Source organism: Pseudomonas sp. MDT1-17 (genome assembly GCF_054898105.1).
On record NZ_JBUBVM010000001.1, the window covers coordinates 4,087,119 to 4,113,706 of the forward strand.

A 26,588-nucleotide genomic window follows, 5' to 3' on the forward strand; every position below is an offset into this window, starting at 1 on the left:
AGCCCGCTCAGTGCTGGCTTGCAATCAACTATTAAGTCAGGCCGCGTTGGCCCGACGACTGAAACCTGTTGGGAGTTTCACATGGCAAACGCCTCCAGCATCTACAGGAAGGCTCTTGAAGGTCACCAGTCACCGAAAAAGGTGCTGGTGAAAGTCGACCGCGTCACCAAGAAGTTCGACGAAACCACTGCGGTGGACGATGTCTCGCTTGAGATCCATCAAGGCGAAATCTTCGCCCTGCTCGGCGGTTCCGGCTCCGGTAAATCGACCCTGCTGCGCATGCTCGCAGGCTTCGAGCGCCCGACCGAAGGACGGATTTTTCTCGACGGTGTCGACATCACCGACATGCCGCCGTACGAACGGCCGATCAACATGATGTTCCAGTCCTACGCCTTGTTCCCGCACATGACGGTGGCGCAGAACATTGCCTTCGGCCTGAAGCAGGATCGTCTGTCCGCCAGCGAAATCGACGCCCGCGTTGAAGAGATGCTGCGACTGGTGCACATGACCCAGTACGCCAAGCGCAAACCGCATCAACTGTCTGGCGGTCAGCGTCAGCGTGTGGCCTTGGCTCGCTCCCTGGCCAAACGTCCGAAGCTGTTGCTGCTCGACGAACCGATGGGTGCGCTGGATAAGAAGCTGCGCTCGCAGATGCAACTGGAGTTGGTCGAGATCATCGAGCGCGTCGGCGTGACCTGCGTGATGGTGACCCACGATCAGGAAGAGGCCATGACCATGGCCCAACGCATTGCGATCATGCACCTCGGCTGGATCGCGCAGATCGGCAGCCCGGTGGACATTTATGAGGCGCCAGTCAGCCGCTTGGTCTGCGAATTCATCGGCAACGTGAACGCCTTCGACGGCACCGTTGTGGAAGACCTCGAGGGGCACGCGATCATTCACAGCCCGGATCTGGAGCAGAAGATTTACGTCGGTCACGGCGTCAGCACCTCGGTGCAGGACAAGTCGATTACTTACGCGATCCGCCCGGAAAAACTGCTGGTCAGCACGACTAAACCCGATACCCGCTACAACTGGTCCGAAGGCAAAGTGCATGACATCGCCTACCTCGGCGGTCACTCGGTGTTCTACGTGGAATTGCCTGGCGGCAAGGTGGTGCAGTCGTTCATGGCCAACGCCGAACGCCGTGGCGCACGGCCGACCTGGGACGACAAGGTCTACGTGTGGTGGGAAGACGACAGCGGCGTGGTACTGCGCTCATGAGAACACTCAATCAGCAGTTTATGCGGCTGATGCCGAGTGGTCGAAAGCTCGTCATCGGGATTCCGTTCCTGTGGCTGTGCCTGTTTTTCCTGTTGCCGTTCGTCCTGGTGATGAAGATCAGCTTCTCGGAAGCGGCGCTGGCCATTCCTCCTTATTCAGAGATCTACACCTTCGCCGAGCAGAAATTTCAGCTATTGCTGAACATCGGCAACTACTCGCTGCTGACCCAAGATGAGTTGTACATCTCGGCCTACTTCGGCTCGTTGAAGGTCGCGTTTTTAAGCACGCTGATGTGCCTGGCGCTCGGTTTCCCGATGGCCTACGCGATCACCAAGGCCAACAGGGAAACGCAAAACGTTCTGCTGTTGCTGATCATGATGCCGACCTGGACCGCGATCCTGATCCGCGTCTACGCGTGGATGGGCATTCTCAGCAACAACGGCTTGCTCAATGGATTTCTGATGTGGACCGGGCTGACCTCGCACCCGATCGAGATCCTCAACACCAACACGGCCGTTTATATAGGAGTTGTTTACGCCTACCTGCCGTTCATGGTGTTGCCGCTGTACGCCAACCTGGTCAAGCACGATCAAAGCCTGCTGGAAGCCGGTTCGGACCTGGGCTCGAGCAACTTCAACAACTTCTGGAAAATCACCGTGCCGCTGGCCAAGAACGGGATCATCGCTGGCTGCATGCTGGTGTTCATTCCGGTGGTCGGTGAGTTTGTGATCCCGGAACTGTTGGGCGGCCCGGAGACCCTGATGATCGGTCGTGTGCTGTGGCAAGAGTTCTTCAACAACCGCGATTGGCCGGTGGCATCTGCCCTGGCGGTGGTGATGCTGTTGATCCTGATTGTGCCGATTCTGCTGTTCAACCGTAGTCAGGCCAAAGAGATGGAGGGTCGGGGATGAAACGCTTCGGATTTTCAAAGTTCATGCTGATTTTCGGCCTGTCGTTTATCTACCTGCCGATGTTGATTCTGGTGATCTACTCGTTCAACGCCTCGAAACTGGTGACGGTGTGGGGCGGCTGGTCGGTGAAGTGGTACGTCGGCCTGCTCGACAACAGCCAACTGATGGGCTCGGTGCTGCGCTCGCTGGAAATCGCCTGCTACACCGCGATTGCTGCGGTGGCGCTGGGCACGTTGGCGGCGTTTGTGCTGACTCGGGTGACGCGCTTCAAGGGTCGTACGTTGTTCGGTGGTTTGGTGACGGCGCCGCTGGTGATGCCGGAAGTGATCACCGGCCTGTCGCTGTTGCTGCTGTTCGTGGCCATGGCGCAGTTGATCGGCTGGCCGATGGAACGTGGCATCTTCACCATCTGGATCGCCCACACCACGTTTTGTGCCGCCTATGTAGCGGTGGTGGTTTCGGCGCGTTTGCGTGAGCTGGACCTGTCCATCGAAGAAGCGGCGATGGATTTGGGCGCGAAGCCGTTCAAGGTGTTTTTCTTGATCACCATTCCGATGATCGCGCCGTCACTGGCGGCCGGCGGCATGATGTCGTTTGCCTTGTCGCTGGATGATTTGGTGTTGGCAAGCTTCGTGTCCGGTCCGGGTTCGACGACCCTGCCGATGGAAGTGTTCTCGGCGGTACGTCTGGGTGTGAAGCCTGAGATCAACGCCGTGGCCAGCCTGATTCTGTTGGCGGTATCGATCGTGACCTTGATGGTCTGGTATTTCAGCCGCCGCGCCGAAGCCACCCGCAAACGCGCGATCCAGGAAGCCATGGACCAGACCGCCAGCGAATCCTGGCAGCAACCGAAAAAGCCCATGGTAGAAGCGACGGCCTAGTGCCGTCGCGTTTCACAGCTTTGCGTTTTGATCTGAATAAAAAGAATTGGAGTTGTACCGATGAAAATGTTTGGCAGGACTCTGCTGACACTGTCCTTATTGGGCGCGATCGCGACAGGCGCCCAGGCCAATGACAAGGTACTGCGCGTCTACAACTGGTCGGATTACATCGCCCCGGACACCGTCAAGAAGTTCGAAGACGAGACCGGCATCCGCGTGACCTACGATGTGTTCGACAGTAACGAAACCCTTGAGGCACGGCTGCTCGCCGGCAAATCCGGCTACGACATCGTCGTGCCGTCCAACAGTTTCCTGGCCAAGCAGATCAAGGCGGGCGTCTATCAGGAACTGGACAAGTCGAAACTGCCGAACTGGAAAAACCTCAACCCGGTCCTGCTGAAAAACGCCGCCGCCAGCGACCCGGATAACGGTCATGCCTTCCCGTACATGTGGGGCTCGATCGGCATCGGCTTTAACCCGGACAAGGTCAAGGAAGTACTCGGCAGCAATGCGCCGACTAACTCCTGGGACTTGCTGTTCAAACCGGAAAACGCTGAAAAGCTGAAAGCCTGCGGCATCAGTTTCCTTGATTCGCCGACCGAGATGCTCCCGGCCGCCCTGCACTATCTGGGCTATCCGGTGAACTCGCAGGACAAGAATCAGATCGCCGAAGCTGAAGCGCTGTTCATGAAAATCCGTCCTTCGGTGGCGTACTTCCATTCGTCGAAATACATCTCGGACCTGGCCAACGGCAACATCTGCGTCGCCGTCGGTTACTCCGGCGATGTGCTGCAAGCCAAGGCTCGCGCCAAGGAAGCCGGCGACAAAGTGAAGGTCGACTACAGCATTCCGAAAGAAGGTGCCGGCAGTTTCTATGACATGGTCGCCATCCCACGGGACGCGTCGAACGTGGAAAACGCCTACCTGTTCATGAACTTCCTGATGCGCCCGGACATCATCGCCGAGATCACCAACAACATCGGCTACAGCAACGCCAACTCGGCGGCGACGCCCTTGGTGGATGAAGCGATTCGGGATGATCCGGGTTCGTATCCGTCGCAAGCGGTGATGGCAACGTTGTATGCCATTCCGGATATGCCGATTGGTGTTCAGCGGGTGATGACCCGGGGCTGGACGCGGGTGAAGCTCGGCAAGTAACCACGAAAATCCGCTTTCTGTAGGAGCTGTCGAGTGCAACGAGGCTGCGATCTTTTGATCTTGATCCGGAAAAACAAGATCAAAAGATCGCAGCCTCGTTGCACTCGACAGCTCCTACAGGGGGTTATGGCCCCCCCCTGAATTCTGATTTTCCGTTCACGCAGCGCCTTACCACCGCTGCACTCCTATCTGCAGAACGGCCTCACCTGGCTTCCTCGGTTAAGGTGAGTTTGGGCGCCCTCCTCGGGCGCCTTTTTTTATAATGGAACGAGTGGCCATTCGGCCAGCGCTCGATAACGACCCTTATGGGATTCGAACAAGGTGAAGTGATCGGCTCGCAGGTAAAACTCGGGCGGTGTCGCGGACTCAGGCACCGGCACTCGGTAGTCGCGCATCAAGGTCAAATGCGGGCGGTATTCCCTGGGTGAATCCTCAAACCCGAACGGCAGTATTGCCTGTTCCAGGGCATACACCAGACGCAGCAACTCCGGTGACGCCTGCTCAGGAGCAAGTACCAACACCCCTGCCCTGCGCCAGACATCCAGCCGGTCAAGCGCAACCCTCAAAGGCCTACCCGGCGTTCGAATATTGGCGGCGGCCGTGCAGATATCGGCAATCTGTGCCACGCCAACCGCGCCCAAAAACATCAACGTCACATGAAAGTTTTCCGCCGGCACCGGCCGCCCGCTCCTGAGCCCAAGCGCGCTGCGCCACTGGGCAATGGCCCGACGTTGCTCGGGTGCGCAGTTCAGGGCAAAAAACAGTCGTTTTAACGGCTCATGGGATTCGTCACTCATACCTGGCACCTCCTGACATCCACGTTATAGTTCATGCAAACGATTCAACTGGAGGGGGCCATGCGAGAGATCATCAGCAAGGAGCCATGGTGGGCGGTGCCACCGAAACCCGGTCAGAATGAGTCCGAGCTGGAATGGGGCTGGCTGGTTCATTACAACGAAGGTGAGCCGCGCTTCGAGTTCGTCAAAGAGCGGCCGACAGACAGCGAGATTCGTCATCGCAAGAGTTGCAGGATCACGCCGACACCGGAGTGATCCTGACGCTGGTTTCAGGCTTGCACGATCATTTTGAAACCACCGAACACCATGCGCTGGCCATCAAACGGCATCGGATTAACATCCTGTTGCATCCGCGGATCGGACATCATTTTCTGCATGCCTGCATCGCGGGTGGCTTTGTCTGGCCAAATGATCCAGCCAAACACCACGGTTTCGTCTTCCTTGAGTTTCACTGACATGGGAAACGAGGTCACCTTGCCGTCGGGTACATCGTCGCCCCAGCACTCGGCGAGGCTGAGCGCGCCGCTCTCCTTGAAAATGGCAGCGGCGATTTCCGCGTGTTTCTTGAATTTCTCACGGTTAGCGGTAGGTACGGCTGCGATAAAGCCATCAACGTAGGACATGGTCATTCTCCTGCTGGGGGTAGAGAGTCGATCTGCTGGTTAGTCGATTCCGACGGGCCCCAATCGACAGATCCGCTGCCCGAACTGACCGACGGCACTTCGGCGCTCCCCGCCAGGTTGCCCTCGATCTGCGCCGCCATGTACAACGTTCCAGCCATCACCCCGGTGGTCGGGTTCTGCACCAGCTTCAGCCAGGCCTTGTCGAACGTGTTGCCCAGACTGCTGCGAATCAGTGCCTCGCTGTCAGGCCGGTCATTGGCCTGAATGATCGCGCGAATCCCCGCCACACCCACGGAAATCAAGCCCCCGGCCAATTTGCCCGCTGCGGCGGCCACTGCACTGGCCGCACCTCGCGGGACCATTTCGGCTTCCATCCGTTGGCTGGCGCGCTTGGCCACCGGCGCCATGGCGGTGTCGGTCGAATCCACGCCTCGGTCGCCACCTGCCTTGTGGATCTTGTCGATCAGCGCCGCGTAGGCCGGCAGCGTGTTCAGCGGTTGGGTGTGCACGACTTGATACAGCGAGGCATTCCGGGCCGGCGGCGGACCCAGGGCAATCGCGGGAATTTTCTGGATACGGCCGTTGATCTGAGCCATCGGCACGCCGTGGCGCTGGGAGATTTTCTGCAGTTCTTCCTGAAGAATGTCCACGTAGAACGCCGCTGCCAGGCCGAGAATCGCGTCAGGATCGATCTCCACTGCGACCGGCGCCAGCACACGCTTTTGGTATTGCTCCAACAGATAGGCCGCCAGGCGCTTGGCCGAGGCATCCTGCTCGCCCTTGGCGCTGAGGGTGTACCAGCTGACCTTCACCGATAGCCATTCCTGAGTCCAGTAGCTGCTGAACCAGGGAATAAAGTTCTCTTCGGTCAGTTGATAGACGCGCGTTCGCCAGTAATCCATGGCGCCGCGCGCATAGATTTTGGTCTGCTCGGTGGCCGATTGCGATGCCGCGACAATCTCACGATCCACCCGCTGCCAGGTGCTTTGGGAAATCACCACCGGCGGCGCCACTTCCACCGGGGCAGGCGCAGGCGTGACGCATCCCGCCAACACCACCAACACGGCGACGATCAGCGAACGCAGGTTCAAGATCGCGGTTCCCTACAGACGTGCCCGAACGGAATGTCCGGTGTTCAAAGCCCTATTGATTTGAGTATAGGTGTCGGTGATTGTTCGCTCGGGGTTGAGAACCGTCCATCACTTATGTCGATATTCACCATCGCCGCGAATGCCTTCCGCTCAAAAACCGGTGTTCGACGAAAACTTCGAGGCGTTACTGATGCCGGCAGCCGCCAACCACTTCAACAATGAAGTGGTCGGGCTCAATGATCAGTTCCGTTTCTTGAATGATGTACTGGTCGAGCATTTGCTGGCGACTGAGCTCGCCTCTTCTACCGCCCGCCGGAATCAATACTTCTGAGCAGTTGCCCCAGGCCCTCGGCAAAACAGGTCGGCGTGCTCGGGGAGAAGCACTGAAGCAGTCGGCTGTTGTCGGCGCGCGAATGCTTGATATCACCGGAACGCGGCGCGTCGTAGTTCAACGTCAGGGGTCGCCCCAGGAGTTCGCTTAACGCTGCCGCCAGATCGTTAAGGCTGGTGGATCGATTAAACCCGATGTTGACCGGCCCGATGCTCGGTTTTGACGCTTTGACCGCTTGGACCAGGACCTTTACCAGGTCCTCTATGTAGACAAAATCCCTTGTTTGCTCCCCGTCACCATAAACCGTGATGGGGAGATTTTTTTTGGCCCTTTCGCTGAAAATACTGATGACACCGGAATAAGGCGATGAAGGGTCCTGGCGCGGTCCGTATATATTGAAAAAACGCAGAATGACAGGTTCAAGACCGTGCTGACGTCGATAGAAATCGAGGAAATGTTCGCTGGCCAGTTTGTCGGCGGCATACGGCGTCAGCGGATTTTTGGGCGTGTCCTCGGTAATCGCCATGCCCTCGCCATTGTTGCCATAGATCGCCGCACTGGACGCGTAAACCACCCGTCTAACGCCTGTCTGACGCATGGCTTCGCAGATATTCAGCGTACCGACGAAGTTGCTTTGGTGAGTAGCGACCGGGTCTTCGACCGACGCCTGCACCGAGGCCACCGCAGCCAGATGAACCACCGCACTGCAGTCTTTCATCGCCCGCTCCACGGTCGGCGCGTCGGCGACATCCCCCACTACCAAAGTCAAATGGCAGCGATCAATCGGCAGATTCGACAATTTTCCACTGGAAAGATCGTCCAGAACCCGAACGCTATAACCGTCTTCAAGCAGTGCTTCGACAAGGTGCGAACCAATGAAGCCGGCACCGCCCGTCACAAGAATTCGATCAGCAGTCATGATTTATTTACTCCCCGGTGCGGTTGGTGGGTGTTCGATCCATCGCAATGAAGTCGCCTAATTGCTCGAAGAGCTCACGACTGTCAGTGAGCATTTGTTGCCAGTCGGTCGGAAAGCGAACATTCAACGGCAACTGATCGATTCTCCAGCGCGGCGACAGGGGGCGATCAAACCGGGCGGCGACCTGCAAGCCCATTTCGCTGGCAGCGAACGGCCCACGCAACACCGTCGGCGTGCGGCCGGCGCTGTCGACGGCCTGGACAACATGGGCCGCCAACCACTCGCCATCGGGCATGCGAACGCGCAACGGCTGGCCAATCGCGGCGTAGCTGATGTTCAGCGGTTCCAGATAAATCCACAGCAGGGGCTCTTCCAGCCGTTCAAGGCGTATTAACAACGTACCGGCACCGACATTTTCGCCGGGGGTGACCAATACCTCCGCAACCCGACCGCTCTGCGAAGCCTTGACCGACAACGCGGCGAGACGCGTTTTCAACCACTGTTGCTCGGCGTTCTGTTGAATAATCTCGCGTTCAACGCTCAACGGCGACTGACGAGCCAGTTGTTCGCGGCGCTCGAACGCCAACAGGTCTGCTTTAAAAGCGTCGAGTTCGGACTGGGCGGCCAGCACTTCTCCACGAGAGACAGCGCCTGATAAAACCAGGTCCTCAAGCACCTGCACGCGTTGTTCGGTCCTGCTCACTCGAGTCCTGAGCAACTGACGCTCCCGAGTGTCCAATTTGGTGCTGGCGGCGCGCACCGTGTTCTTCGGCATCGCGGCGAGCTGCATTAGCCGCGCACGCCATTCGGGATTATCGAGACTGACCAACGGCTGATCGACCTGTACCTGTTCCCCGGCCATGACAAACAGCTGATCGACCCGACCGGCATCCCGCGCGCGCACCTCGAGAATCGGCAGGCGCAATTGCGCCGGCGCGTCGATCATCAGCATGCCGTAGGTCAGCTTTCCTCCCAGCCAGATCAAGGGGCTCGCGACCAGGAACAAGATCAAATACCAACGCACGCGAAACGCCATGCGCTTGCCCGGAGCGTAGAGCACACTCAAACCCTGCTCCTGAGTGGGGTTCAGTTCTTTACGACTATCGAATCGAATCTTCATGACGGCTCACCGTTTTGGAAAGTCTCGCCAGGCTTGCCAGTCAATGCCGGCAATTCCTCGTGGTTGCAGCTGTTCGCGCCAGGCACGGGTCTGGTGCTGCAACTGCTCAGTCGACGCGCCGGCCCAGGATTCCGTGGCATCCAATTGCGGCTCGGTGCTTTGCGCCAGGCGAAACTGCAGATCGGGCCAGCGTTGAGCGATCTGCTCTGCCATTCGTGCGCTGTTTTGCGGGTTGCGGGTGTAGATCATCAGGCTGACCTGACGCACGCCCGCGTCGGGCAGCGCGCACGGCAGACAGGTTTTTCCCGGTTTTGCCTCAGCGAACCAGCGATGATGGCTGGAAATCTCTACCGGCCAGGGGCTCGCAGCGGAGGCCGCGCGCAAGGTGTCCAGCAAGTCCTTCAAACGCTGATCCGGGACCGGTACGCCCAACTGCTCGACTTCCAGGTCCAGGTGCAGGCTGGCGAATGAAAGCCCCTTCAGCTTCGCCAATAAATCGGTGAGCTGATGGCGTCCCTGCGGCTCGATCCAGGCCGAATCGCCGAGCAACAGGCTGACTTGCACCCCCTCGCCTGCGGCGTCCTGCAGCAATTGCTTCAGCCGTTGGCGTGTCGTGACAAGGTCTTTCAACTGGGCGGCCTTGAGGCCAAGGTAGATCTTGTCCATCCCGGCTTTACGCAGTTGCTCAAGCTCCGCTTTACGCTGATCGGGATCGAGCAATGCTTCGCTGTCCCAGACATAACTGGCCTGGGACCATTGGCTCGACTGCGACCCCGCCGCCTGAAGCGGCAGTGGTTGTGCGGCCATTATTGTCGTTGGCAACGACAGCGTCAGGAGCAGAAGTATCGATCGCATATCAAAACCTCGTGGCTCGTTTAAGCACCCACCACGGCGCCATCGAGGTTTCTTCATGGCCCCGACGAAACATCTCGTTGAGCATGGCCACTGCGCTCCAGCACCGCAGAAATAGCATGAACAGCGGAAAGAAAGGCACCAACAACCCCAGGATCATGTCCTTTCGAGGTCGGTCGGACACCATCAACAACATGGCGCCGAACAACAGTGTGGTGATCATCAGGTACAGCGCGTAGATCAGTACAAACAGAAACAACAGCGTCTTGCCCGGCAGAATAAATAACGCCAGCAAGGTGTAGCTGAAGATGATGAACGGCAGCACCAGCTGAAAAAAGAAGCCGCTGAGCAGGATCATCAGAAAGGTCGGCCAGCCCAATAAGTTCGGGTTAATGTTGTGGTTGTGCTTTCTGACGTACAGAAAAAACAGGTCGCCATCCCAACGCAATCGCTGCATCAGAAACTGACTAAGCGTCGACGGTGCATCGGTGTGACCAATCGCTTCCGGCTCGAAGGGAATCCTCAAGTCATGTCGCTTGAAGTAACTTTTGATGCGCAACGTCAGGTCCAGATCCTCCGCGGTGTGCGTGTTCCAGCCACCGATTTTCACCAGAAAGCTGCGGCGAAATGCCCCGAAGGCCCCCGAGACGTTGTTGACCAGGTTCCATTCGGCCAGACCGATTTTCGACATGTGGATGGACAACAGGTATTCCAGCGCCTGCATCGCGGTGACCCAGGAACCCCAGACATTGCGCACACGCAGGCTACCAGCGACCGCAGGTACCGAAGGGTCCTCGAAATGGCGCACGATGGAGCTGACCATGTTGTTGTCGAAAGACGTGTCACCATCAAGCGCCATCACGATGTCACCGCTGGCAAGCGACAGACCTGCGTTCAATGACGATACCCGCCCGCCCCGCTGCCATTTGGCGATCGGGCGCAAATGACGCCTGGGGTACAACTGCGGATCCACCTTAAAACTGCGAACGGCGCTCAACGTCGGCTGATTCACCGTGGCCCCGTCCACCACCGGAATCATCTCGATGTGGCCGGGGTACGTCTGCTCGCACAGGCTTAACAGCGTGGTCTGAACATCCATCCCTTCGCTGTAGCAGGTAATGATGCAAGAGACCTTGGGGCGATAGACGCTGATCTTCGGTATACGAGTGCGTCGACGCGTAAACCAGCGCAATACACCCAGCAGCACCATGATCATGAGGGGCAATTCAAAGATCAGAAACAAGGGGAAAAGCATCAAAAACAACCGGCTCAATCCATCCGGCCCCATGAACGCGCTGAGTGCGTTGAAGAGTTGCTCCATTAATGGGCTCATGGCGTCTCACACCAACTCACTGGCCAGACGGGCCAGTAGTAATTCGCCATCTTCCTGCTCGAGAAGATCATGGGGCGCCGTGATGCTGACGACACGCAGTGAAATGTCACTGACCTCCGGTGCTGAAAACAACTCGGCGACCCGGCTCAAGCGTTGTTTGACGCTTTCCAGGCCCTTGCCATCGGTATGTGGAAGCATGATCCACAAGTACTCTTCCGTACTTCGAGAGCAGCGGTCGGTTTCCCTGACGGTTTCTTTCAAACGATCGGCCACACTGTCGATGAAGGCATGGCCGTGGTGTTCGCCCAGGCGAGACAACGTACTGGCCAGGTTGATGAAGCGCAGACCGATCAGTGAGAAGGCAGGCATCGGGTAGCGGCGCACGACTTGCATCTGCCAGGTCAGCAGATCATAAAAATCCTTGCCGCCCAACAGAGTGAGTCGACCGAAGTGCTGAACCGATTGGTCGCCGAACTCCTGGCGGCAGCGGAAACGTCCGGCCTCGGCCAGGCGGAAATCTCTGACCTCGCGTACTCGCAACTTGTCAGGCGTGTGTGACAGGCCGCAGTCCAGGCAGCGCGCCTGCACTTCGGCATCGACAAAAAACGCCTGGCATGACCGACAGCGATAATTCTCCATAGGGCGGTCGTAATCACTGCCGATATGGCGCAGCCGGTTCAAGCAGTTGGGGCACAACAACACCCCGTCTTTGAGAAAGGATTCCTGTGGCCCCACGTGCCCACAGGTAAAGCAGTGCAATGAAGGCTGCCGTGAAATGTCCAGGGCCTGGCATTCGGCACACACATCAATGTAATTGAGCCGGCCCGAACCACAGTCCGAACAGAGGCGAACACGATCGACCAGAACCCCCTCTTCCAGCCAGTCCTGCTGCACCATCAAACTGAGCCAGACAAACGAATTGACTTGCTCGTTATCAGCCAGGGCGTCCAGCAACGGATAGCGATAATGCTGAGGCACCTCCGGGTCTCGCAGGGCATAGACGTGGGAGTTGTCGCGCAACCACAACCAGGAAAGCACCCGACTTTCAAAACGCTCGGGAGCGGAGCCCTGATTGAACAGCCGGTAGCGTTCTTGCCATACCCCCCAGAGGGTTCTGATTTCGCTGGATTCGACAGGGCACTCACCGTCACCCAAGGCTTCACACCAGTCATTCTGATCACGGCAACAAAAAATGAGGGTGTAGCGATAAGGGGGAATCGATCGCAACTTTCGAAGCACCCGCCCGGAAAAAGCCGCTGGCAGATCCAGCAGCAAGACATCAAATGCGGGTGCAGCCAACAAGCTGCCCACGTCGGCGAAGTGTTCAAGCTCCGGAAGATTCAAGCTTGGAACTCTATTACCGAGTATCGCAATCCGTGGAGTTGGAGTCGGCATGTCGCACGGCCTCTGCGGACAGACAAGCGCGGTTAAAAGGAGTTACAAACACTAACACCGCATTAGAAAAGCGTCAGCTTTATTGTGAAGTTATTTTTTGACAGGTCGAGTGCCAAAATTTCGTCAATAACTTTAACGGAATCCCGCTGTGTCCACCGCGCTGCGTCACGGCTCATCCACCAAACATATTTATTTATATTTCATGTGATTACCCATACTTAGCAACTCAAACATTACAACTATGCTCACTGCTGGTTAATTGCCACCATTGATCGCGTTGCGACATTTAATAGCATTAGCGGTTAATTCCCATCTACGATAAAGTCCTTCAGCAACAATACGTATCGCGCCCAATACCGCACTCCTATCAATAAGTTCAACGACTTCTTATATCAAAATCACTCCATATACCAGAACAACAAAACAACAAGACTGGATAGTTTCACAAGTGAAACATGTATTTTTCAACAATGAACATTATCTCAGATCTGACAACTTTTTAATCCGCACAAACATCCCGAAGGCAACCACGCAACCATCTATGCACCGGATCAGCATCCAACCGCGGATGCCAGAGCATGGCGACGGAGAATCCCGGAAGAGACAGCGGCAGCGGAAAGCTGTGCATGCCGGCTCGAAGGTTGGCGGTGTGCCTTTCGGGAACGCTGGCGATCAGGTCGGTGGCCCGGGCGAGTGCCAGCGCAGTGGAGAAGCCTGCGACGATTGTTGCTATCTGCCGCTCCAGTTCCATGGGCTCAAGGGCCTCATCGATGGGCCCTTTGTCGAGCCCGCGCCGAGAGACACTGATGTGGCTGCCCGCCGCATAACGCGCGGGGGTTATCTCGCCCTGGCTCAGTGGATGCCCCTTTCGCACGACGCCAATGAAACGGTCCCGGAACAAGCCCTGCATACGCAACTCCGGGCCCGCGTCCTTGCCCACCACACCCGTCTCCAGATCGACCGTCCCGTCGCGCAGTGACGTGCTGTCTTTGTCAGGTTTGTGCATGAAGCGCAGCCGCACGCCAGGGGCTTGCTCGGCGACGCGCGCAATCAGGTCCGCGCCAAAATTCTCGACAAAACCTTCACTGGTGCGCAACGTGAACGTGCGGCTCAGCTGTTTGAGATCGGGTTGCTCGGCAGGCCGAAGGACCGCTTCGGCGTCTTGCACCAGCTGACTGACCCGCTCGCGCAGTTCCAGCGCTCGTGGGGTGGCAACCAGACCACGTCCGGCCCGGACCAACAGCGGATCGCCGGTGGTTTCACGCAATCGCGCCAGCGCCCGGCTCATCGCCGACGGGCTCAGCCGCAAGCGTTTGGCGGCGCGCGCAACGCTGCCTTCGGCGAGCAGCACATCAAGGGTGATCAGCAAGTTGAGATCGGGAGTGGACATGCATCGCCCCGCGGCAAAGTGATATGGCGTTGAACGCACGAATAAAGTGCAAAGGGTGCGCCTTCCGCCATGTTAGGCCGGGGCGTAGATTTCGGGTAGCTCCACTTCGGGAGCGGCCAGAATTGAGGAACAGCATGAAATCAATCAGTGCAGTCGCAGAGCATGCGCAACGGGCACCGTCCGTTCGGTGGGCGCTGGCCAGTCTTTCGCTGTCGATGCTGTTGTCCTCGCTGGGCACCAGTATCGCCAATGTCGGTTTGCCAACCTTGGCCCAGGTGTTCAATGCTTCCTTTCAGGAAGTGCAGTGGGTCGTCCTCGCCTACCTTCTCGCGATCACCACCCTGATCGTCAGCGTCGGTCGGCTCGGTGACATAACGGGCCGTCGGCGGCTGCTCTTGACCGGCATCGGCGTGTTCACGCTGGCGTCGGCTCTGTGCGGCTTAGCGTCCACGCTGTGGATGGTGATAGGCGCCCGGGCACTGCAGGGACTCGGTGCGGCAATCATGATGGCGCTGACCATCGCTTTTGTCGGCGAGACGGTAGCAAAGGCAAAAACCGGCAGCGCCATGGGATTGCTCGGGACAATGTCGGCGATCGGCACCGCGATGGGACCGTCGCTCGGCGGCTTGCTGATTGGCGGGTTCGGCTGGCGGGCGATCTTCCTCATCACCGTACCGCTGGGCTTGCTGACGCTAGTACTCGCGCATCGCTACTTGCCCGCCGATCGCCAGAAACCCAAGACCGAGCGTGCCAGCTTCGACCCGCTGGGCACACTGCTGCTGGCGTTGACACTCGCCGCTTACGCGCTGGCCATGACCCTTGGGCGAGGCAGTTTCGGCCCGCTCAACATCGCCTTGCTGTTGGCGGCGGGCGTCGGCGTCGGCCTCTTTGTGTTCGCCGAGGCTCGCGCCACTTCACCGTTGATTCGACTGGCGATGTTCCGTGATCCGGTGCTCAGTGGCAGCCTCGCCATGAGCCTGCTCGTTGCGACAGTAATGATGGCGACGCTCGTGGTCGGGCCCTTCTATCTCGCGCAGGGACTCGGCCTCGATGCCGTTCTGGTGGGGCTGGTCCTGTCGGTCGGGCCGTTTGTCGCGGCACTGACCGGTGTGCCCGCAGGCCGTATTGCTGACCGCTTTGGCGCCCAACGCATGACCCTCGCCGGGCTCGCGGCCATGGCGACCGGCTGCTTCACGTTATCGGTACTGCCCGAGACATTCGGCATCGGCGGCTACCTTTTGCCCATGGTCGTGGTGACTATCGGCTATGCCCTGTTCCAGACAGCCAACAACACGGCGGTCATGGCGGGTGTTCAGCCAGACCAACGGGGCGTCATCTCCGGCATGCTCAACCTGTCGCGCAATTTGGGGCTGATCACGGGTGCGTCCGCCTTGGGCGCGGTGTTCGCGCTCGCATCGGCCGCTGTCGACATTGCAACAGCGCGACCCGAAGCGGTTGCCGGCGGTATGCGAATCACCTTCGCCGTGGCGCTAGTGTTGGTCGCTGTCGCACTGGCCATCGCGCTGGGAAGCCGCGCGTTGGCCATGCGTCATAACCGCCGGTAACCCGACACGGCGTTTACTTTTCCAGCACGACCAGTGGCGTGTCTTTCTTCACAATGTACGTCGCCAGCTCCGACGCTTTGCTCGCGCCGATGTTCTTTGCGACGTGCGCAGTGCCGGCGGGGATGTACAAGGAATCGCCAGCCTTGAGCGTTATCGGTGCCCGCCCCTCGAGCTGATATTCAAACGTGCCCTCAATGACGTAGGCCACTTCCACCCCCGGATGAGAATGCTTGGGGGATACCACACCCGGCTCGAAATCAACGCGAACCTGAATCACCTCACGCCCGGCGACGTCGAGATCCTGGCGCAGCAGATCGGTGCGGTGAAGACCCGCCTGCCAGCTTTTTACCGGAGGCGCCTCTTGAGCTTGAGCGAGGCCCGCGAAGGCGGTGAGTGCCGCGGCAACGGCGACGCCGAGCATGCCAGCGCTGATACGGTGGTTGAAACGGGACATGGCATTTCTCCAATATGTGCGCGGAAAGTCGCGCGCAGGTTGCCGCGGATGCGGTGGCTCTATTCAGAGGCCGCCGTGTATCGCGCATGTGTCGCCAATGCCCTGGATTTGTATGCGAAGTTAGCTGCAGCCGCGCCGGATACGTTCCGATACAAGCGGAACCTGCGCACACGAAAAAGCCCGCACAAGGCGGGCTTTGTAAATCAGTAGGTGGCCGGTGCTGGTCTCCGGCTTACAAGGTTTATCAGGACTCCCACAGAACAGTTTTGTGCTGTCCTGCTTCACACGGCATAAGGGCTGGATCTCAGCGCGGAGATCTTTCTAACCGTGTACCCTTCGGAACGCGCCCCACGTTTCCTCGCCATCCGCTTGCGCATCAGTCTGCGTCTTCACCTACACCTTGAAGAGTAGTACAAAGTCCGAAGCGCAAGGCGGGCTTTTTTAGAACGATTTTGACCTGGGGGAAGCGTGGCAGGATGGAAAAATGCTATCGCCAGTGACGCACCTCTCTGGGTCAAATGCCGAGCGCCGTCACCTGGGGTACACGCCGACAATAGTCGACCCATACCCCCGCTTTTCGGCTCACAGGGTCGTGTTAGTCGTTTACAGATCGGTGATTTCCTTATGGCGTGGCACCAGCGTCTTCATCACGCTCCACGCCACCAGATAGGCCACCGCACAGATGGCAAACATGATCATGTAGCCGGTATGAATATCGCCAATCAGTTTGTAATGATCGATCACCCAACCGCCGGTCTTGGTCATGACTACGCCGCCCAGGCCGCCTGCCAAACCACCAATGCCGACCACCGAAGCGATGGTTTTTTGCGGAAACATGTCAGACACGGTGGTGAAGATATTGCACGACCACGCCTGGTGCGCGGATGCGCCCACACCGATCAACAGCACCGGCACCCAGAAACTGAGGTAACCCAATGGCTGCGCCAGTAACACCAACAGCGGGAAGAAGGCGATCACCAGCATGGCTTTCATACGGCCGTCATACGGCGCGTCGCCGCGTGACATGAAATAGCTGGGGAACCAGCCACCGCCGATGCTGCCCACCATGGTCATGCTGTACAACACGGCCAGCGGCAACACGATAGCCTGGCCCTTCATGCCGTATTGCGCCGACAGATAGGTCGGAAGCCAGAACAGGAAGAACCACCACACGCCGTCAGTCATGAATTTGCCGAAGGCAAAGGCCCAGGTCTGGCGGTAGGTCAGCAACTTGAACCACGATACTTTTTTGGCGGCGGCTTCCGAGTCTGTGCCGGTGAGCGCTTGCGCGCCCTGATCGCTGCGGATGTAGGCCAGTTCTTGCGCCGACAGGCGTTTCTGCTGCTCCGGCTTTTCGTACAGCGCAATCCATACGCCCAGCCAAACGAAGCCCAACATACCGACCACGATGAAAGCCGCTTCCCAGCCCCACAGGCCGGCGATCAGCGGCACGCAGATTGGCGCCAGGATCGCGCCCACATTGGCACCGGAGTTGAAAATACCGGTGGCAAAGGAACGTTCCTTCTTCGGAAAATATTCGGCGGTGGCCTTGATGGCGATCGGGAAGTTACCCGCTTCGCCTATCGCCAGCACGGCACGCGACAGCATGAAGCCTGCGATCGAGACCGGTATGACGGCAATGCCGAGCGCGCTGGATATGGCGCCGATCCCCTCACCCATCGGCACCGCAAAGGCGTGCATGATCGCGCCGGTCGACCAGATGCCGATGGCCAACACAAACGCGGTCTTGGTGCCGATCCTGTCGACCACACGGCCAGCGAACAGCATGGAAATCGCGTACACAAACTGAAAAACGGAAGCGATGTTGGCGTAATCGGTATTACTCCAGCCAAATTGCGTCGACAGATCCGGCGCCAACAGACTGAGCACCTGCCGGTCCAGGTAATTGACCGTGGTGGCAAAAAACAGCAGCGCGCAAATAGTCCAGCGGTACTTGCCGACGGCCTGACCGATGCGTTGCGGATTAATGGGCTCGTTAAGATTAAAGCTCATGACGAGAGACATCGATAGCGGTCATCTCGTCAAGGGCTGGGCCGCTCATTCAGCCGATTGGGTGCGAGAGGCCGCTCGTGTCGAGGCGCGACGGCAGCAAGAATGAGCGCCTTCATGCTTGTACGTCTCACCGGTGCAGATGATTCCGGCGTGTGACCACACTCCCCCCCGCCACTTCCATTCCTTCATGAGGGTGTGCAAAGCCTCGTCTTACAGGGTTCTTTGACCGTTCCCGACGTCCCTCGCGTTTTTGATTCCCCACTCAAAGGCGTCTTCCATGTCCAGCAGATGCGGGGATGGATTGTTATCTTCCTCGATGACCGTGCCGTCCGGCCGGTAAACACCGATGAACATCTTCAGCGAGCCGTCCCTCAATATCTCGGCTTTGACCTCTATCTTGCATCCGTTCGACAGCGTTTCCTTGTGGGACATATGGCGTTCAGTCATGGCTGCATTTCTCCCGTCGTTGAAGTCCGAGTAGCGCATTTACCTAGGGGCCATATTAGCTCAGTGCAGCCCACTAAACGGCCTGCCAGGACAGCGGCGTAATGCCACCTATACTAGACGCCACCGCCCCCACGGGGTCTGCACGCCCAACAATAAAAAGCAGAGGTGGAACATGGTCTGGCAGCAAATCTACGATCCATTCGGCAACCCGATACTTTCAACCCTAATGGCAGCAGTGCCGGTCGTGGTGATGCTGGCAGCCCTGGCGTTTTTCCATATCAAGGCGCATCTGGCGGCGTTGATGGCCCTGGCCTCGGCACTGGTGATCGCGATTTTCGCTTTCGACATGCCGGCGAACATGGCCGGCTCGGCCGCCCTTTACGGCGCCGCCAACGGCTTGCTGCCGATCGGCTGGATTGTGCTCAACATCATTTTCCTGCATCGGCTGACAACCGAGAACGGCTCGTTCAAAGTGCTGCAGGATTCCCTGGCGCGCATCACCGACGATCGACGCCTGCAATTACTGCTGATTGCTTTCTGCTTCGGTGCTTTCTTCGAAGGGGCCGCGGGTTTCGGCACGCCGGTGGCGGTGACCGGGGCGATTCTGATCGGGCTGGGCTTCTCGCCTCTGGCCGCGTCTGGCCTGGCGTTGATCGCCAACACCGCGCCTGTGGCGTTCGGCGCGCTGGGTACGCCGATCATCACCCTGGCCAAGGTGACCGGGCTGGATGAAATGGAGCTGTCGATGATGGTCGGCCGGCAATTGCCGTTCTTCTCGGTGATCGTGCCGTTCTGGTTGATCTGGGCCTTCGCCGGCTGGCGCAAGATGCTGGAAGTCTGGCCAGCGATTCTGGTGGCCGGGGTCAGTTTCGCCGTGCCGCAGTTCGTGGTGTCCAACTACCACGGGCCGATGCTGGTGGACGTGATCGCCGCACTGATTTCCATGGCCTGCCTGACCGGCTTCCTCAAGGTCTGGAAACCGGCCACCGTGCATACCTCCGCCGCGCTGTCCGGGCGCGTCGACAACTCCAAAATAGCCGAAGAGCATGACGAAAAACCCGTTGCCAGCGCGACCTTTGCCAGCGATACCAAACCTGCGGTGATGCGCGCGTGGATGCCGTGGATCATCCTCACGGTGTTCGTCTTCGCCTGGGGCACCCAGGGCTTCAAAAACATGTTCGATACCCGCCCGGCGATTGATCCGGCAACGAACTCAGCGAAGCTCGACCCTCAGGGCAAACCGATGCGCGAAGCGAACCCGATCTTCGCCCCGGTGTTGACGTTCACCACAATTCACCAGCAGATCGAGAAGGTCCCGCCCGTGGTGCCCGTTTCTAAAACCGAGGAAGCGGTCTACAAGTTCACCTGGCTCACCAGTACCGGTAGCGGCATTCTGCTGGCGGCGATCCTCGGCGGACTGCTGATGGGTTATTCCATCCCGCAACTGATCCACCAGTACCTGCGAACGATCTGGGTCGTGCGTTACTCGCTGATCACCATCGTCGCGATGCTCGCCCTGGGTTTCCTCACTCGCTATTCAGGGCTGGACGCCACCATGGGCCTGGCCTTCGCCGCGACGGGCATCTTCTACCCCATGTTCGGCACCCTGCTCGGCTGGCTCGGCGTGGCCTTGACCGGCTCGGATACGGCGTCAAACGTGCTGTTCGGCGGCTTGCAACGGGTGACCGCCGAGCAGCTGGGAATCAGCCCGGTGTTGATGGCCGCGGCCAACAGTTCTGGCGGGGTCATGGGCAAGATGGTCGACGCCCAGTCAATCGTGGTGGCATCCACCGCCACCCGCTGGTACGGCCATGAAGGGGAAATCCTGCGTTACGTGTTTTTCCACTCGATCATCCTGGCCATTCTGGTCGGTGGTTTGGTGACGTTGCAGGCGTATGTGGAGCCGTTCAGCAGTATGGTTGTCGGCGGGCATTGATTGACGCAAACCTGTCAGCCATGCCCGGGTTTAATGCCTGGGCATGGTGGCAATGCTTTACTGCCCAACGGGGGCAAGCCCCCTCGCCACAGAGCTCTCACTGACTCAAGACTTCCTTAATTGACCAGCAGGTTTTACGCCCCCCTCAAGTCGCAGCGTGGCCCGAACCACCGAATAAAAAACGGGTTCGACCGATCAAACAACACATAGACAGTAGAGCGCCTCGGGCCAATGATACAAGTCAGTGGTTACCGGACACAGACCTCCAATAAAAACAACTGAGGGTCGTCAACCGACTATGAACATTCTCTACGATGAACGCGTCGACGGCGTCCTGCCTGATGTCGACAGAGCTGCCTTGCTCGAGGCCCTGCACACGCAGTGGCCGGATCTGGAAGTCCTGCATCAACAGGAAGAGCTCAAACCGTACGAATGCGACGGACTTTCTGCTTATCGCACCACGCCCATGCTGGTGGTGCTGCCGCGCCACATTGACGAGGTGCAAGGCGTGCTTCGGCTCTGCCATGAGCGGCGTGTCGCGGTTGTCGCCCGCGGTGCCGGCACCGGTTTGTCCGGTGGTGCATTGCCGTTGGAAAAAGGCGTGCTGCTGGTGATGGCGCGTTTCAATAATATTCTGCACATCGACCCCGCCGCCCGCACGGCTCGGGTTCAGCCGGGGGTGCGCAATCTGGCGATTTCCCAGGCAGCCGCGCCGTTTGGCTTGTATTACGCGCCGGACCCTTCCTCCCAGATCGCCTGCTCCATCGGCGGCAACGTGGCCGAAAACGCCGGTGGCGTGCATTGCCTGAAGTACGGGCTGACCGTGCACAACCTGCTCAAGGTCGACATCCTGACCGTCGACGGCGAACACCTGAGCCTGGGTTCGCAAGCGCTCGACTCTCCGGGCTTCGATCTGCTGGCGTTGTTCACCGGTTCCGAAGGCATGCTCGGTGTCATCACCGAGGTCACGGTCAAACTGCTGCCCAAACCCCAGACCGCTAAAGTGCTGCTGGCGGCGTTCGATTCCGTCGAGAAGGCCGGTCGCGCGGTGGGTGACATTATTGCCGCCGGCATCATTCCCGGCGGCCTGGAAATGATGGACAACCTGGCCATTCGCGCCGCCGAAGACTTCATCCACGCCGGCTACCCGGTCGACGCCGAAGCCATCCTGCTGTGCGAACTCGATGGCGTTGAAGCCGACGTCCATGATGACTGCGACCGCGTCCGCCAAGTGCTGGAACTGGCCGGCGCCACCGAAGTGCGCCAGGCCCGCGATGAAGCCGAACGCGTGCGTTTCTGGGCCGGACGCAAGAATGCCTTTCCGGCGGTGGGCCGTCTCTCACCGGATTATTACTGCATGGACGGGACGATTCCGCGCCGCGAGCTGCCCGGTGTGCTGCAGGCGATTGCCGCGTTGTCGGCCGAGTACAACCTGCGGGTGGCCAACGTTTTCCACGCCGGTGACGGCAACATGCACCCACTGATTCTGTTCGATGCCAATCAACCGGGCGAACTCGATCGCGCCGAAGCCCTGGGCGGCAAGATCCTCGAATTGTGCGTGAAGGTCGGCGGCAGCATTACCGGTGAACACGGCGTGGGCCGGGAGAAGATCAATCAGATGTGTGCGCAGTTCAATAGCGATGAGCTGACCGTGTTCCATGCCGTCAAAGCCGCCTTCGATCCGAGTGGTTTGCTCAACCCTGGCAAGAACATCCCGACGCTACACCGCTGCGCCGAGTTTGGCGCCATGCACGTTCATTTGGGTCAGATGCCCTTCCCTGAACTGGAGCGTTTCTGATGCGCAGTGAACACGATGTCGACGACAGCGGCGCGCTGCTGGAGCAGGTCAACCAGGCGCTGCAAAACGCCACGCCGTTGCGCATTCAAGGCGCCAACAGCAAGGCGTTTCTTGGGCGCATCGTGGCGGGCGAAGTCCTCGACACGCGCAGCCACCGAGGCATCGTCAGCTACGACCCGACCGAACTGGTGATCACCGTCCGCTGTGGCACACCGCTGGCAGAGCTTGCACAAGTGCTGGATGCAGCGCAGCAGATGCTGCCTTGCGAACCGCCTTCCTTCGGCGACGGCGCCACGGTCGGCGGCATGATCGCCAGCGGGTTGTCGGGACCACGGCGTCCCTGGTCCGGGTCCGTCAGGGACTTCGTCCTTGGGACACGCGTCATCACCGGTCATGGCAAGCATTTGCGCTTCGGTGGCGAAGTCATGAAAAACGTTGCCGGCTACGACCTGTCGCGCTTGATGGCCGGCAGCTACGGCTCGCTTGGCGTGGTGACCGAAGTCTCGCTCAAGGTCCTGCCCAAGCCGCGTCAAGCCTTGAGCATCAGCCTGGAAATGGACAGTGATCGCGCCTTGCTGCGCCTCGCTGAATGGGGGCAACAACCGCTGCCGATCAGCGCCGCGTGCCACGATGGACAGCGCCTGCACCTGCGACTTGAGGGTGGCGAAGGCTCGGTGGCTGCGGCTCATGAGCGACTGGGCGGCGAGTTGCTCGACTCCTCGTATTGGCTTGATCTCAACGAGCACCGATTGAGTTTTTTCGATGAGGACCAAGCACTTTGGCGCCTGTCCGTGCCTCACAACACGCCTCGACTTTCCCTGCCTGGCCGTCAGCTGATCGATTGGGGCGGTGCACAGCGCTGGCTCAAATCCGATGCAGAGGCCACGTTCATTCGCTCGATCGTGGAAGAAGTCGGCGGGCATGTGACCTGCTACAGCCATGGCCTGATCGACAGCCCGTTCCAACCGTTGCCTGCGGCACTGATGCGCTACCACCGGAACTTGAAGCAACAACTCGATCCCCGGGTGATTTTCAACCCCGGACGCCTGTACGCGGAGCTTTGACTCATGCAGACCACCTTGAGCGAACACGCACGCCAACTGCCTCGCGCCGAAGAAGCCGAAAGCATCCTGCGCACGTGCGTGCACTGCGGTTTCTGCAACGCCACCTGCCCGACCTATCAATTGCTGGGCGATGAGCTGGATGGACCGCGTGGCCGCATCTACCTGATCAAGCAGGTTCTGGAAGGTAACGAGGTCACGCAAAAGACTCAACAGCACCTGGATCGCTGCCTGTCTTGCCGCAATTGCGAAACCACCTGCCCTTCCGGTGTCGACTACCACAACTTGCTGGATATAGGCCGGGCCGTGGTCGATGCGGCGGTGCCGCGCCCACTCGGCCAGCGGTTATTGCGCGAGGGATTGCGCAGCGTCGTACCCAATCCTGCGCTGTTCAAAGGACTGGTCAGCAGCGGCCAGGTGTTCCGGGCGTTGTTGCCCAACACCTTGAAAATAAAGTTACCCCGCCGCGTCTATCCAGCCAAGCCGCGCCCGGCCACTCGCCACGCCCGGCAGGTGCTGATGCTCGAAGGCTGCGTGCAACCGAGTCTGTCGCCCAATACCAATGCGGCCGCCGCGCGAGTACTGGATCGACTGGGGATCAGCGTCACCGCGAGCAAAGAAGCCGGATGCTGCGGTGCGGTGGATTATCACCTCGACGCTCAGGCGGCCGGCCTTGATCGCGCTCGCCGCAATATCGATGCGTGGTGGCCGAGCATTGAAAAAGGAGCCGAGGCCATCGTGCAAACCGCCAGCGGTTGCGGCGCTTTTATCAAAGACTACGGTCACCTGCTCAGCACCGATCCGGCCTATGCCGAAAAGGCTAGAACGGTCAGTGCGCTGGCCAAGGACCTGACTGAAGTGCTGCGCGACGAACCGCTGGAAAAACTCGGCATCCATAGCGACCAGCGCCTGGCGTTCCATTGCCCCTGCACGTTGCAGCACGCGCAGAAACTGGGTGGCGCGGTTGAAGCAATTCTGACGAGCCTGGGCTTCAACCTCACGCCGGTTCCCGACAGTCACCTGTGCTGCGGCTCGGCGGGTACCTATTCGCTGACCCAACCCGAACTGTCCCGGCAACTGCGCGACAACAAGCTCAACGCGCTGGAAAGCGGACATCCCGAAGTCATCGTCACGGCCAATATTGGCTGTCAGTCCCACCTCGACGGTGCGGGCCGAACCCCTGTCAGGCACTGGATCGAACTGGTCGAAGCCGCCTTGCCATCACCGAGCACTGGAGAATTGTCATGAAAAGCAAAGCCGTACTGAGCCAGACCGAAGTCAGCCAAATCCTCGCAGCTGCACGCACCGAAGCGCAGAACAACCAATGGGCGGTGACCATCGTGATTGTCGATGACGGCGGCCACCCCCTGGCCCTCGAACGCCTCGACGGTTGCGCTCCGATTGGCGCCTACATCGCCACCGAAAAGGCCCGCACCTCGGCCCTCGGTCGGCGCGAATCCAAAGGCTATGAAGAGATGGTCAATGGCGGCCGCCACGCCTTTTTGTCGGCGCCATTACTGACCTCGCTTGAAGGGGGTGTGCCCATCATCGTCGACGGCCAGGTGATCGGCGCGGTCGGGGTGTCCGGTGTCAAAGCCGAGCAGGACGCACAAATCGCCAAAGCCGGCGCGCAATGCCTGAGCTGAGCCGAACGGATTTGAGCTGAGCGCTGAAATAGTCGGGCCGCGTGGTAAACGGCCCGACGTCCGTTCTCGATCACTGCTCTTCAGCAAGTTCCGTCATCGGTGTCCGCAGAGCGCGCCAGGCAATTAAAATCGCCATGAGTGCCAAGCCGAACGTCACCCACGAAACCAGATTAATTCCACCCTCGAAGGCACTTCCCGCCTGCGCCATCAGCGCTCTTGCTTGATCTCCTGACAACTGCACCGCCACATGATTAGCACCCGATAGCGTCTCACTTGCCATCATCGTCTGCACCTCGCTCAAAAAACCCGGAAGCTGCAATGCACCGCGATAGTAGGCAGTGACGAGACCACCGAGCACTGTCGTCCCCAAAACCACACCCACCTCATAGGCTGTTTCACTAATGGCCGACGCCGCACCCGCCTTTTCCGGCGGTGCGGAGGATAGAATCAGGTCGTTGGATACCGTCGCGATCGCGCCCACGCCAATGTTCAGCAAGGCAAAAGCCACCACAAGAACGAACAGGCTGCTGCCGATGCTGGCGACCAACAAAAACGCCGCCCCAACAAACGCCATCAGAATCGGTACCAGCACATGCACCCGTACTTGCCGCGCTACAGGCACGACTGCCATTCCCACTACGATCGCCATGATCTGACCAGGTACTAACGCGAAGCTAGCCCTCAAGGGCGACATTTGAAGGACGATCTGTAAGAACTGAGTGGTGAAGAACACAAAGCCGACGAGGAACGCGAGGCTCATCAGATTGATCAGCACTGAGCCGCTGAAGGTGCCACTTCGGAACAGACTCAGATCCATCAGCGGCACAGGCAGACGTAACTGCCGATGCACAAACATCCATCCAGCAACCATGCCGATGACAAATGCTGTCAGCGCCATCCAGTCAAGACCGTTACTGGCGCTGTGTTTAATGCCGTAAACGATGGCACTGAGGGCAACCATCGATTGCAGGATACTGAGAGGATCCAATGGCCCAGAACAGTCTTGCTCGGACTCGGGCAACAACACCGGTCCCAGTACCAATAACGGCACCAATACAGGTATCGCCAATAGGAAAATCGCCTCCCAGCTGAAAAACTCCAGCAAAACTCCACCTACCAAAGGACCGAGTGCTGATCCTACCGTCAGCGTTGTTGCCCAGATCGCGACAGCTACTCTCCGTTCCTCTCGATCTGCAAACACCGAACGTATCAATGCCAACGTTGAGGGCATCAGCATCGCACCGAAAATCCCCATGCAAGCTCGCCCGGCAATCAGTTGTGTAGCCGTATCGGAATAGGCGGTCAGCACCGACACAATGACAAAACCCAAAGACCCAGCCAATAACAACTTACGATGACCGACTCGATCGCCCAAACTGCCCATCGACACCAGCAATCCCGCCAATACCAGCGAATAGGCATCGATCATCCATAACTGCTGACTAGCGCTCGGACGCAGGGCCTCGGCAATCTTTGGCAACGCGAATCCAAGCACCGTATTGTCTACTGTCACCAGTAAAACTGGCAGCATCAGCACGCTTAGGGCTGACCATCGTTTTGATTTTGCTCTGTGTTGTGCTGCCTTACTTACTAATGCCATCAGCCAAGCTCCTTATCACCCTCAAAAAATTCACAGGAGATTT

25 protein-coding genes are annotated in these 26,588 nt (G+C 58.9%); 12 read left to right on the forward strand and 13 right to left on the reverse strand.

Annotated features, from left to right (window positions below; genetic code table 11):
• Nucleotides 1-81: 81 nt before the first annotated feature.
• The 4 genes from potA to ACYZTX_RS18935 are packed head-to-tail and all read left to right on the forward strand — an operon-like array spanning nt 82 to nt 4,174.
• The gene (gene potA, locus ACYZTX_RS18920) at nt 82-1,224 is read left to right on the forward strand and encodes a polyamine ABC transporter ATP-binding protein (RefSeq protein ID WP_462035360.1); all 1,143 of its coding nucleotides are present in this window, start codon (nt 82-84) and stop codon (nt 1,222-1,224) included.
• Between the two features lie 29 nt (nt 1,225-1,253).
• Nucleotides 1,254-2,135, forward strand: a complete 882-nt coding sequence (locus ACYZTX_RS18925) for an ABC transporter permease subunit (protein ID WP_462037071.1) — start codon at nt 1,254-1,256, stop codon at nt 2,133-2,135.
• The gene (locus ACYZTX_RS18930) at nt 2,132-3,016 is read left to right on the forward strand and encodes an ABC transporter permease subunit (RefSeq protein ID WP_462035361.1); all 885 of its coding nucleotides are present in this window, start codon (nt 2,132-2,134) and stop codon (nt 3,014-3,016) included. Before ACYZTX_RS18925 ends, ACYZTX_RS18930 begins: the two co-directional genes overlap by 4 nt.
• Nucleotides 3,017-3,076: 60 nt before the next feature.
• A complete protein-coding gene (locus ACYZTX_RS18935; protein WP_462035362.1) occupies nt 3,077-4,174 on the forward strand; it encodes a polyamine ABC transporter substrate-binding protein in 1,098 nt (365 codons plus the stop codon).
• Nucleotides 4,175-4,431: 257 nt separating this feature from the next.
• On the opposite strand, the gene thpR is transcribed toward ACYZTX_RS18935, so the two are convergent.
• On the reverse strand, nt 4,432-4,971 hold the full coding sequence (thpR, locus tag ACYZTX_RS18940; RefSeq protein ID WP_462035363.1) for an RNA 2',3'-cyclic phosphodiesterase: 540 nt from the start codon (nt 4,969-4,971) through the stop codon (nt 4,432-4,434).
• Between the two features lie 60 nt (nt 4,972-5,031).
• Between thpR and ACYZTX_RS18945 the strand changes: the two genes are divergently transcribed.
• Nucleotides 5,032-5,226 (forward strand): hypothetical protein, encoded by a 195-nt coding sequence (locus ACYZTX_RS18945; RefSeq protein ID WP_462035364.1) that lies wholly within the window; start codon nt 5,032-5,034, stop codon nt 5,224-5,226.
• Nucleotides 5,227-5,240: 14 nt separating this feature from the next.
• Here the strand turns inward: ACYZTX_RS18945 and ACYZTX_RS18950 are convergent, their stop codons facing one another.
• Nucleotides 5,241-5,594 (reverse strand): DUF1428 domain-containing protein, encoded by a 354-nt coding sequence (locus ACYZTX_RS18950; protein WP_462035365.1) that lies wholly within the window; start codon nt 5,592-5,594, stop codon nt 5,241-5,243.
• Between the two features lie 2 nt (nt 5,595-5,596).
• Nucleotides 5,597-6,685 (reverse strand): hypothetical protein, encoded by a 1,089-nt coding sequence (locus tag ACYZTX_RS18955; RefSeq protein ID WP_462035366.1) that lies wholly within the window; start codon nt 6,683-6,685, stop codon nt 5,597-5,599.
• Nucleotides 6,686-6,824: 139 nt separating this feature from the next.
• Here ACYZTX_RS18955 and ACYZTX_RS18960 point away from each other — a divergent pair, with 139 nt between their 5' ends.
• Complete coding sequence (locus ACYZTX_RS18960) at nt 6,825-7,016, forward strand: hypothetical protein (protein WP_462037138.1); 192 nt, start codon at nt 6,825-6,827, stop codon at nt 7,014-7,016.
• On the opposite strand, the gene ACYZTX_RS18965 is transcribed toward ACYZTX_RS18960, so the two are convergent.
• The 6 genes from ACYZTX_RS18965 to ACYZTX_RS18990 all read right to left on the reverse strand — a co-directional run bounded on the left by ACYZTX_RS18965 (nt 6,988) and on the right by ACYZTX_RS18990 (nt 14,025).
• Complete coding sequence (locus tag ACYZTX_RS18965) at nt 6,988-7,935, reverse strand: NAD-dependent epimerase/dehydratase family protein (protein ID WP_462035367.1); 948 nt, start codon at nt 7,933-7,935, stop codon at nt 6,988-6,990. The genes ACYZTX_RS18960 and ACYZTX_RS18965 overlap by 29 nt on opposite strands.
• Before the next feature lie 7 nt (nt 7,936-7,942).
• Nucleotides 7,943-9,055: an HlyD family secretion protein gene (locus ACYZTX_RS18970; protein ID WP_462035368.1), complete on the reverse strand. Its 1,113-nt coding sequence runs from the start codon at nt 9,053-9,055 to the stop codon at nt 7,943-7,945.
• A 6-nt stretch (nt 9,056-9,061) separates the two neighbouring features.
• Nucleotides 9,062-9,910 (reverse strand): hypothetical protein, encoded by an 849-nt coding sequence (locus ACYZTX_RS18975; protein WP_462035369.1) that lies wholly within the window; start codon nt 9,908-9,910, stop codon nt 9,062-9,064.
• Nucleotide 9,911: 1 nt separating this feature from the next.
• A complete protein-coding gene (locus ACYZTX_RS18980) occupies nt 9,912-11,240 on the reverse strand; it encodes a glycosyltransferase family 2 protein (RefSeq protein ID WP_462035370.1) in 1,329 nt (442 codons plus the stop codon).
• Nucleotides 11,241-11,246: 6 nt separating this feature from the next.
• Nucleotides 11,247-12,584: a TackOD1 domain-containing metal-binding protein gene (locus tag ACYZTX_RS18985; protein ID WP_462035371.1), complete on the reverse strand. Its 1,338-nt coding sequence runs from the start codon at nt 12,582-12,584 to the stop codon at nt 11,247-11,249.
• Nucleotides 12,585-13,134: 550 nt separating this feature from the next.
• Nucleotides 13,135-14,025, reverse strand: coding sequence for a LysR family transcriptional regulator (locus ACYZTX_RS18990; RefSeq protein ID WP_462035372.1), 891 nt, complete (start codon nt 14,023-14,025; stop codon nt 13,135-13,137).
• Between the two features lie 134 nt (nt 14,026-14,159).
• Here ACYZTX_RS18990 and ACYZTX_RS18995 point away from each other — a divergent pair, with 134 nt between their 5' ends.
• Entirely contained in the window at nt 14,160-15,590 is a 1,431-nt protein-coding gene (locus ACYZTX_RS18995) for an MFS transporter (RefSeq protein ID WP_462035373.1), read from the forward strand.
• A 13-nt stretch (nt 15,591-15,603) separates the two neighbouring features.
• Here the strand turns inward: ACYZTX_RS18995 and ACYZTX_RS19000 are convergent, their stop codons facing one another.
• The 3 genes from ACYZTX_RS19000 to ACYZTX_RS19010 all read right to left on the reverse strand — a co-directional run bounded on the left by ACYZTX_RS19000 (nt 15,604) and on the right by ACYZTX_RS19010 (nt 18,504).
• Complete coding sequence (locus tag ACYZTX_RS19000; protein ID WP_462035374.1) at nt 15,604-16,044, reverse strand: cupin domain-containing protein; 441 nt, start codon at nt 16,042-16,044, stop codon at nt 15,604-15,606.
• A 603-nt stretch (nt 16,045-16,647) separates the two neighbouring features.
• Nucleotides 16,648-18,057, reverse strand: a complete 1,410-nt coding sequence (locus ACYZTX_RS19005) for an MFS transporter (protein ID WP_462035375.1) — start codon at nt 18,055-18,057, stop codon at nt 16,648-16,650.
• 210 nt (nt 18,058-18,267) lie between these two features.
• Nucleotides 18,268-18,504 carry a hypothetical protein gene (locus ACYZTX_RS19010; RefSeq protein WP_462035376.1) on the reverse strand — a complete coding sequence of 79 codons (237 nt, stop codon included), beginning with the start codon at nt 18,502-18,504 and terminating at the stop codon, nt 18,268-18,270.
• 172 nt (nt 18,505-18,676) lie between these two features.
• Between ACYZTX_RS19010 and ACYZTX_RS19015 the strand changes: the two genes are divergently transcribed.
• The 5 genes from ACYZTX_RS19015 (at nt 18,677) to ACYZTX_RS19035 (ending at nt 24,945) form a co-directional block, all read left to right on the forward strand.
• Complete coding sequence (locus tag ACYZTX_RS19015; protein WP_462035377.1) at nt 18,677-20,440, forward strand: L-lactate permease; 1,764 nt, start codon at nt 18,677-18,679, stop codon at nt 20,438-20,440.
• Nucleotides 20,441-20,738: 298 nt separating this feature from the next.
• Complete coding sequence (gene glcD, locus ACYZTX_RS19020) at nt 20,739-22,238, forward strand: glycolate oxidase subunit GlcD (RefSeq protein ID WP_462035378.1); 1,500 nt, start codon at nt 20,739-20,741, stop codon at nt 22,236-22,238.
• Nucleotides 22,238-23,302: a glycolate oxidase subunit GlcE gene (glcE, locus tag ACYZTX_RS19025; RefSeq protein WP_462035379.1), complete on the forward strand. Its 1,065-nt coding sequence runs from the start codon at nt 22,238-22,240 to the stop codon at nt 23,300-23,302. The genes glcD and glcE overlap by 1 nt, the downstream gene beginning before the upstream one ends.
• 3 nt (nt 23,303-23,305) lie before the next feature.
• A complete protein-coding gene (gene glcF / locus ACYZTX_RS19030) occupies nt 23,306-24,547 on the forward strand; it encodes a glycolate oxidase subunit GlcF (protein WP_462035380.1) in 1,242 nt (413 codons plus the stop codon).
• The gene (locus tag ACYZTX_RS19035; RefSeq protein WP_462035381.1) at nt 24,544-24,945 is read left to right on the forward strand and encodes a heme-binding protein; all 402 of its coding nucleotides are present in this window, start codon (nt 24,544-24,546) and stop codon (nt 24,943-24,945) included. The genes glcF and ACYZTX_RS19035 overlap by 4 nt, the downstream gene beginning before the upstream one ends.
• Before the next feature lie 70 nt (nt 24,946-25,015).
• Here the strand turns inward: ACYZTX_RS19035 and ACYZTX_RS19040 are convergent, their stop codons facing one another.
• Complete coding sequence (locus ACYZTX_RS19040; RefSeq protein WP_462035382.1) at nt 25,016-26,545, reverse strand: MFS transporter; 1,530 nt, start codon at nt 26,543-26,545, stop codon at nt 25,016-25,018.
• Nucleotides 26,546-26,588 lie beyond the last annotated feature (43 nt).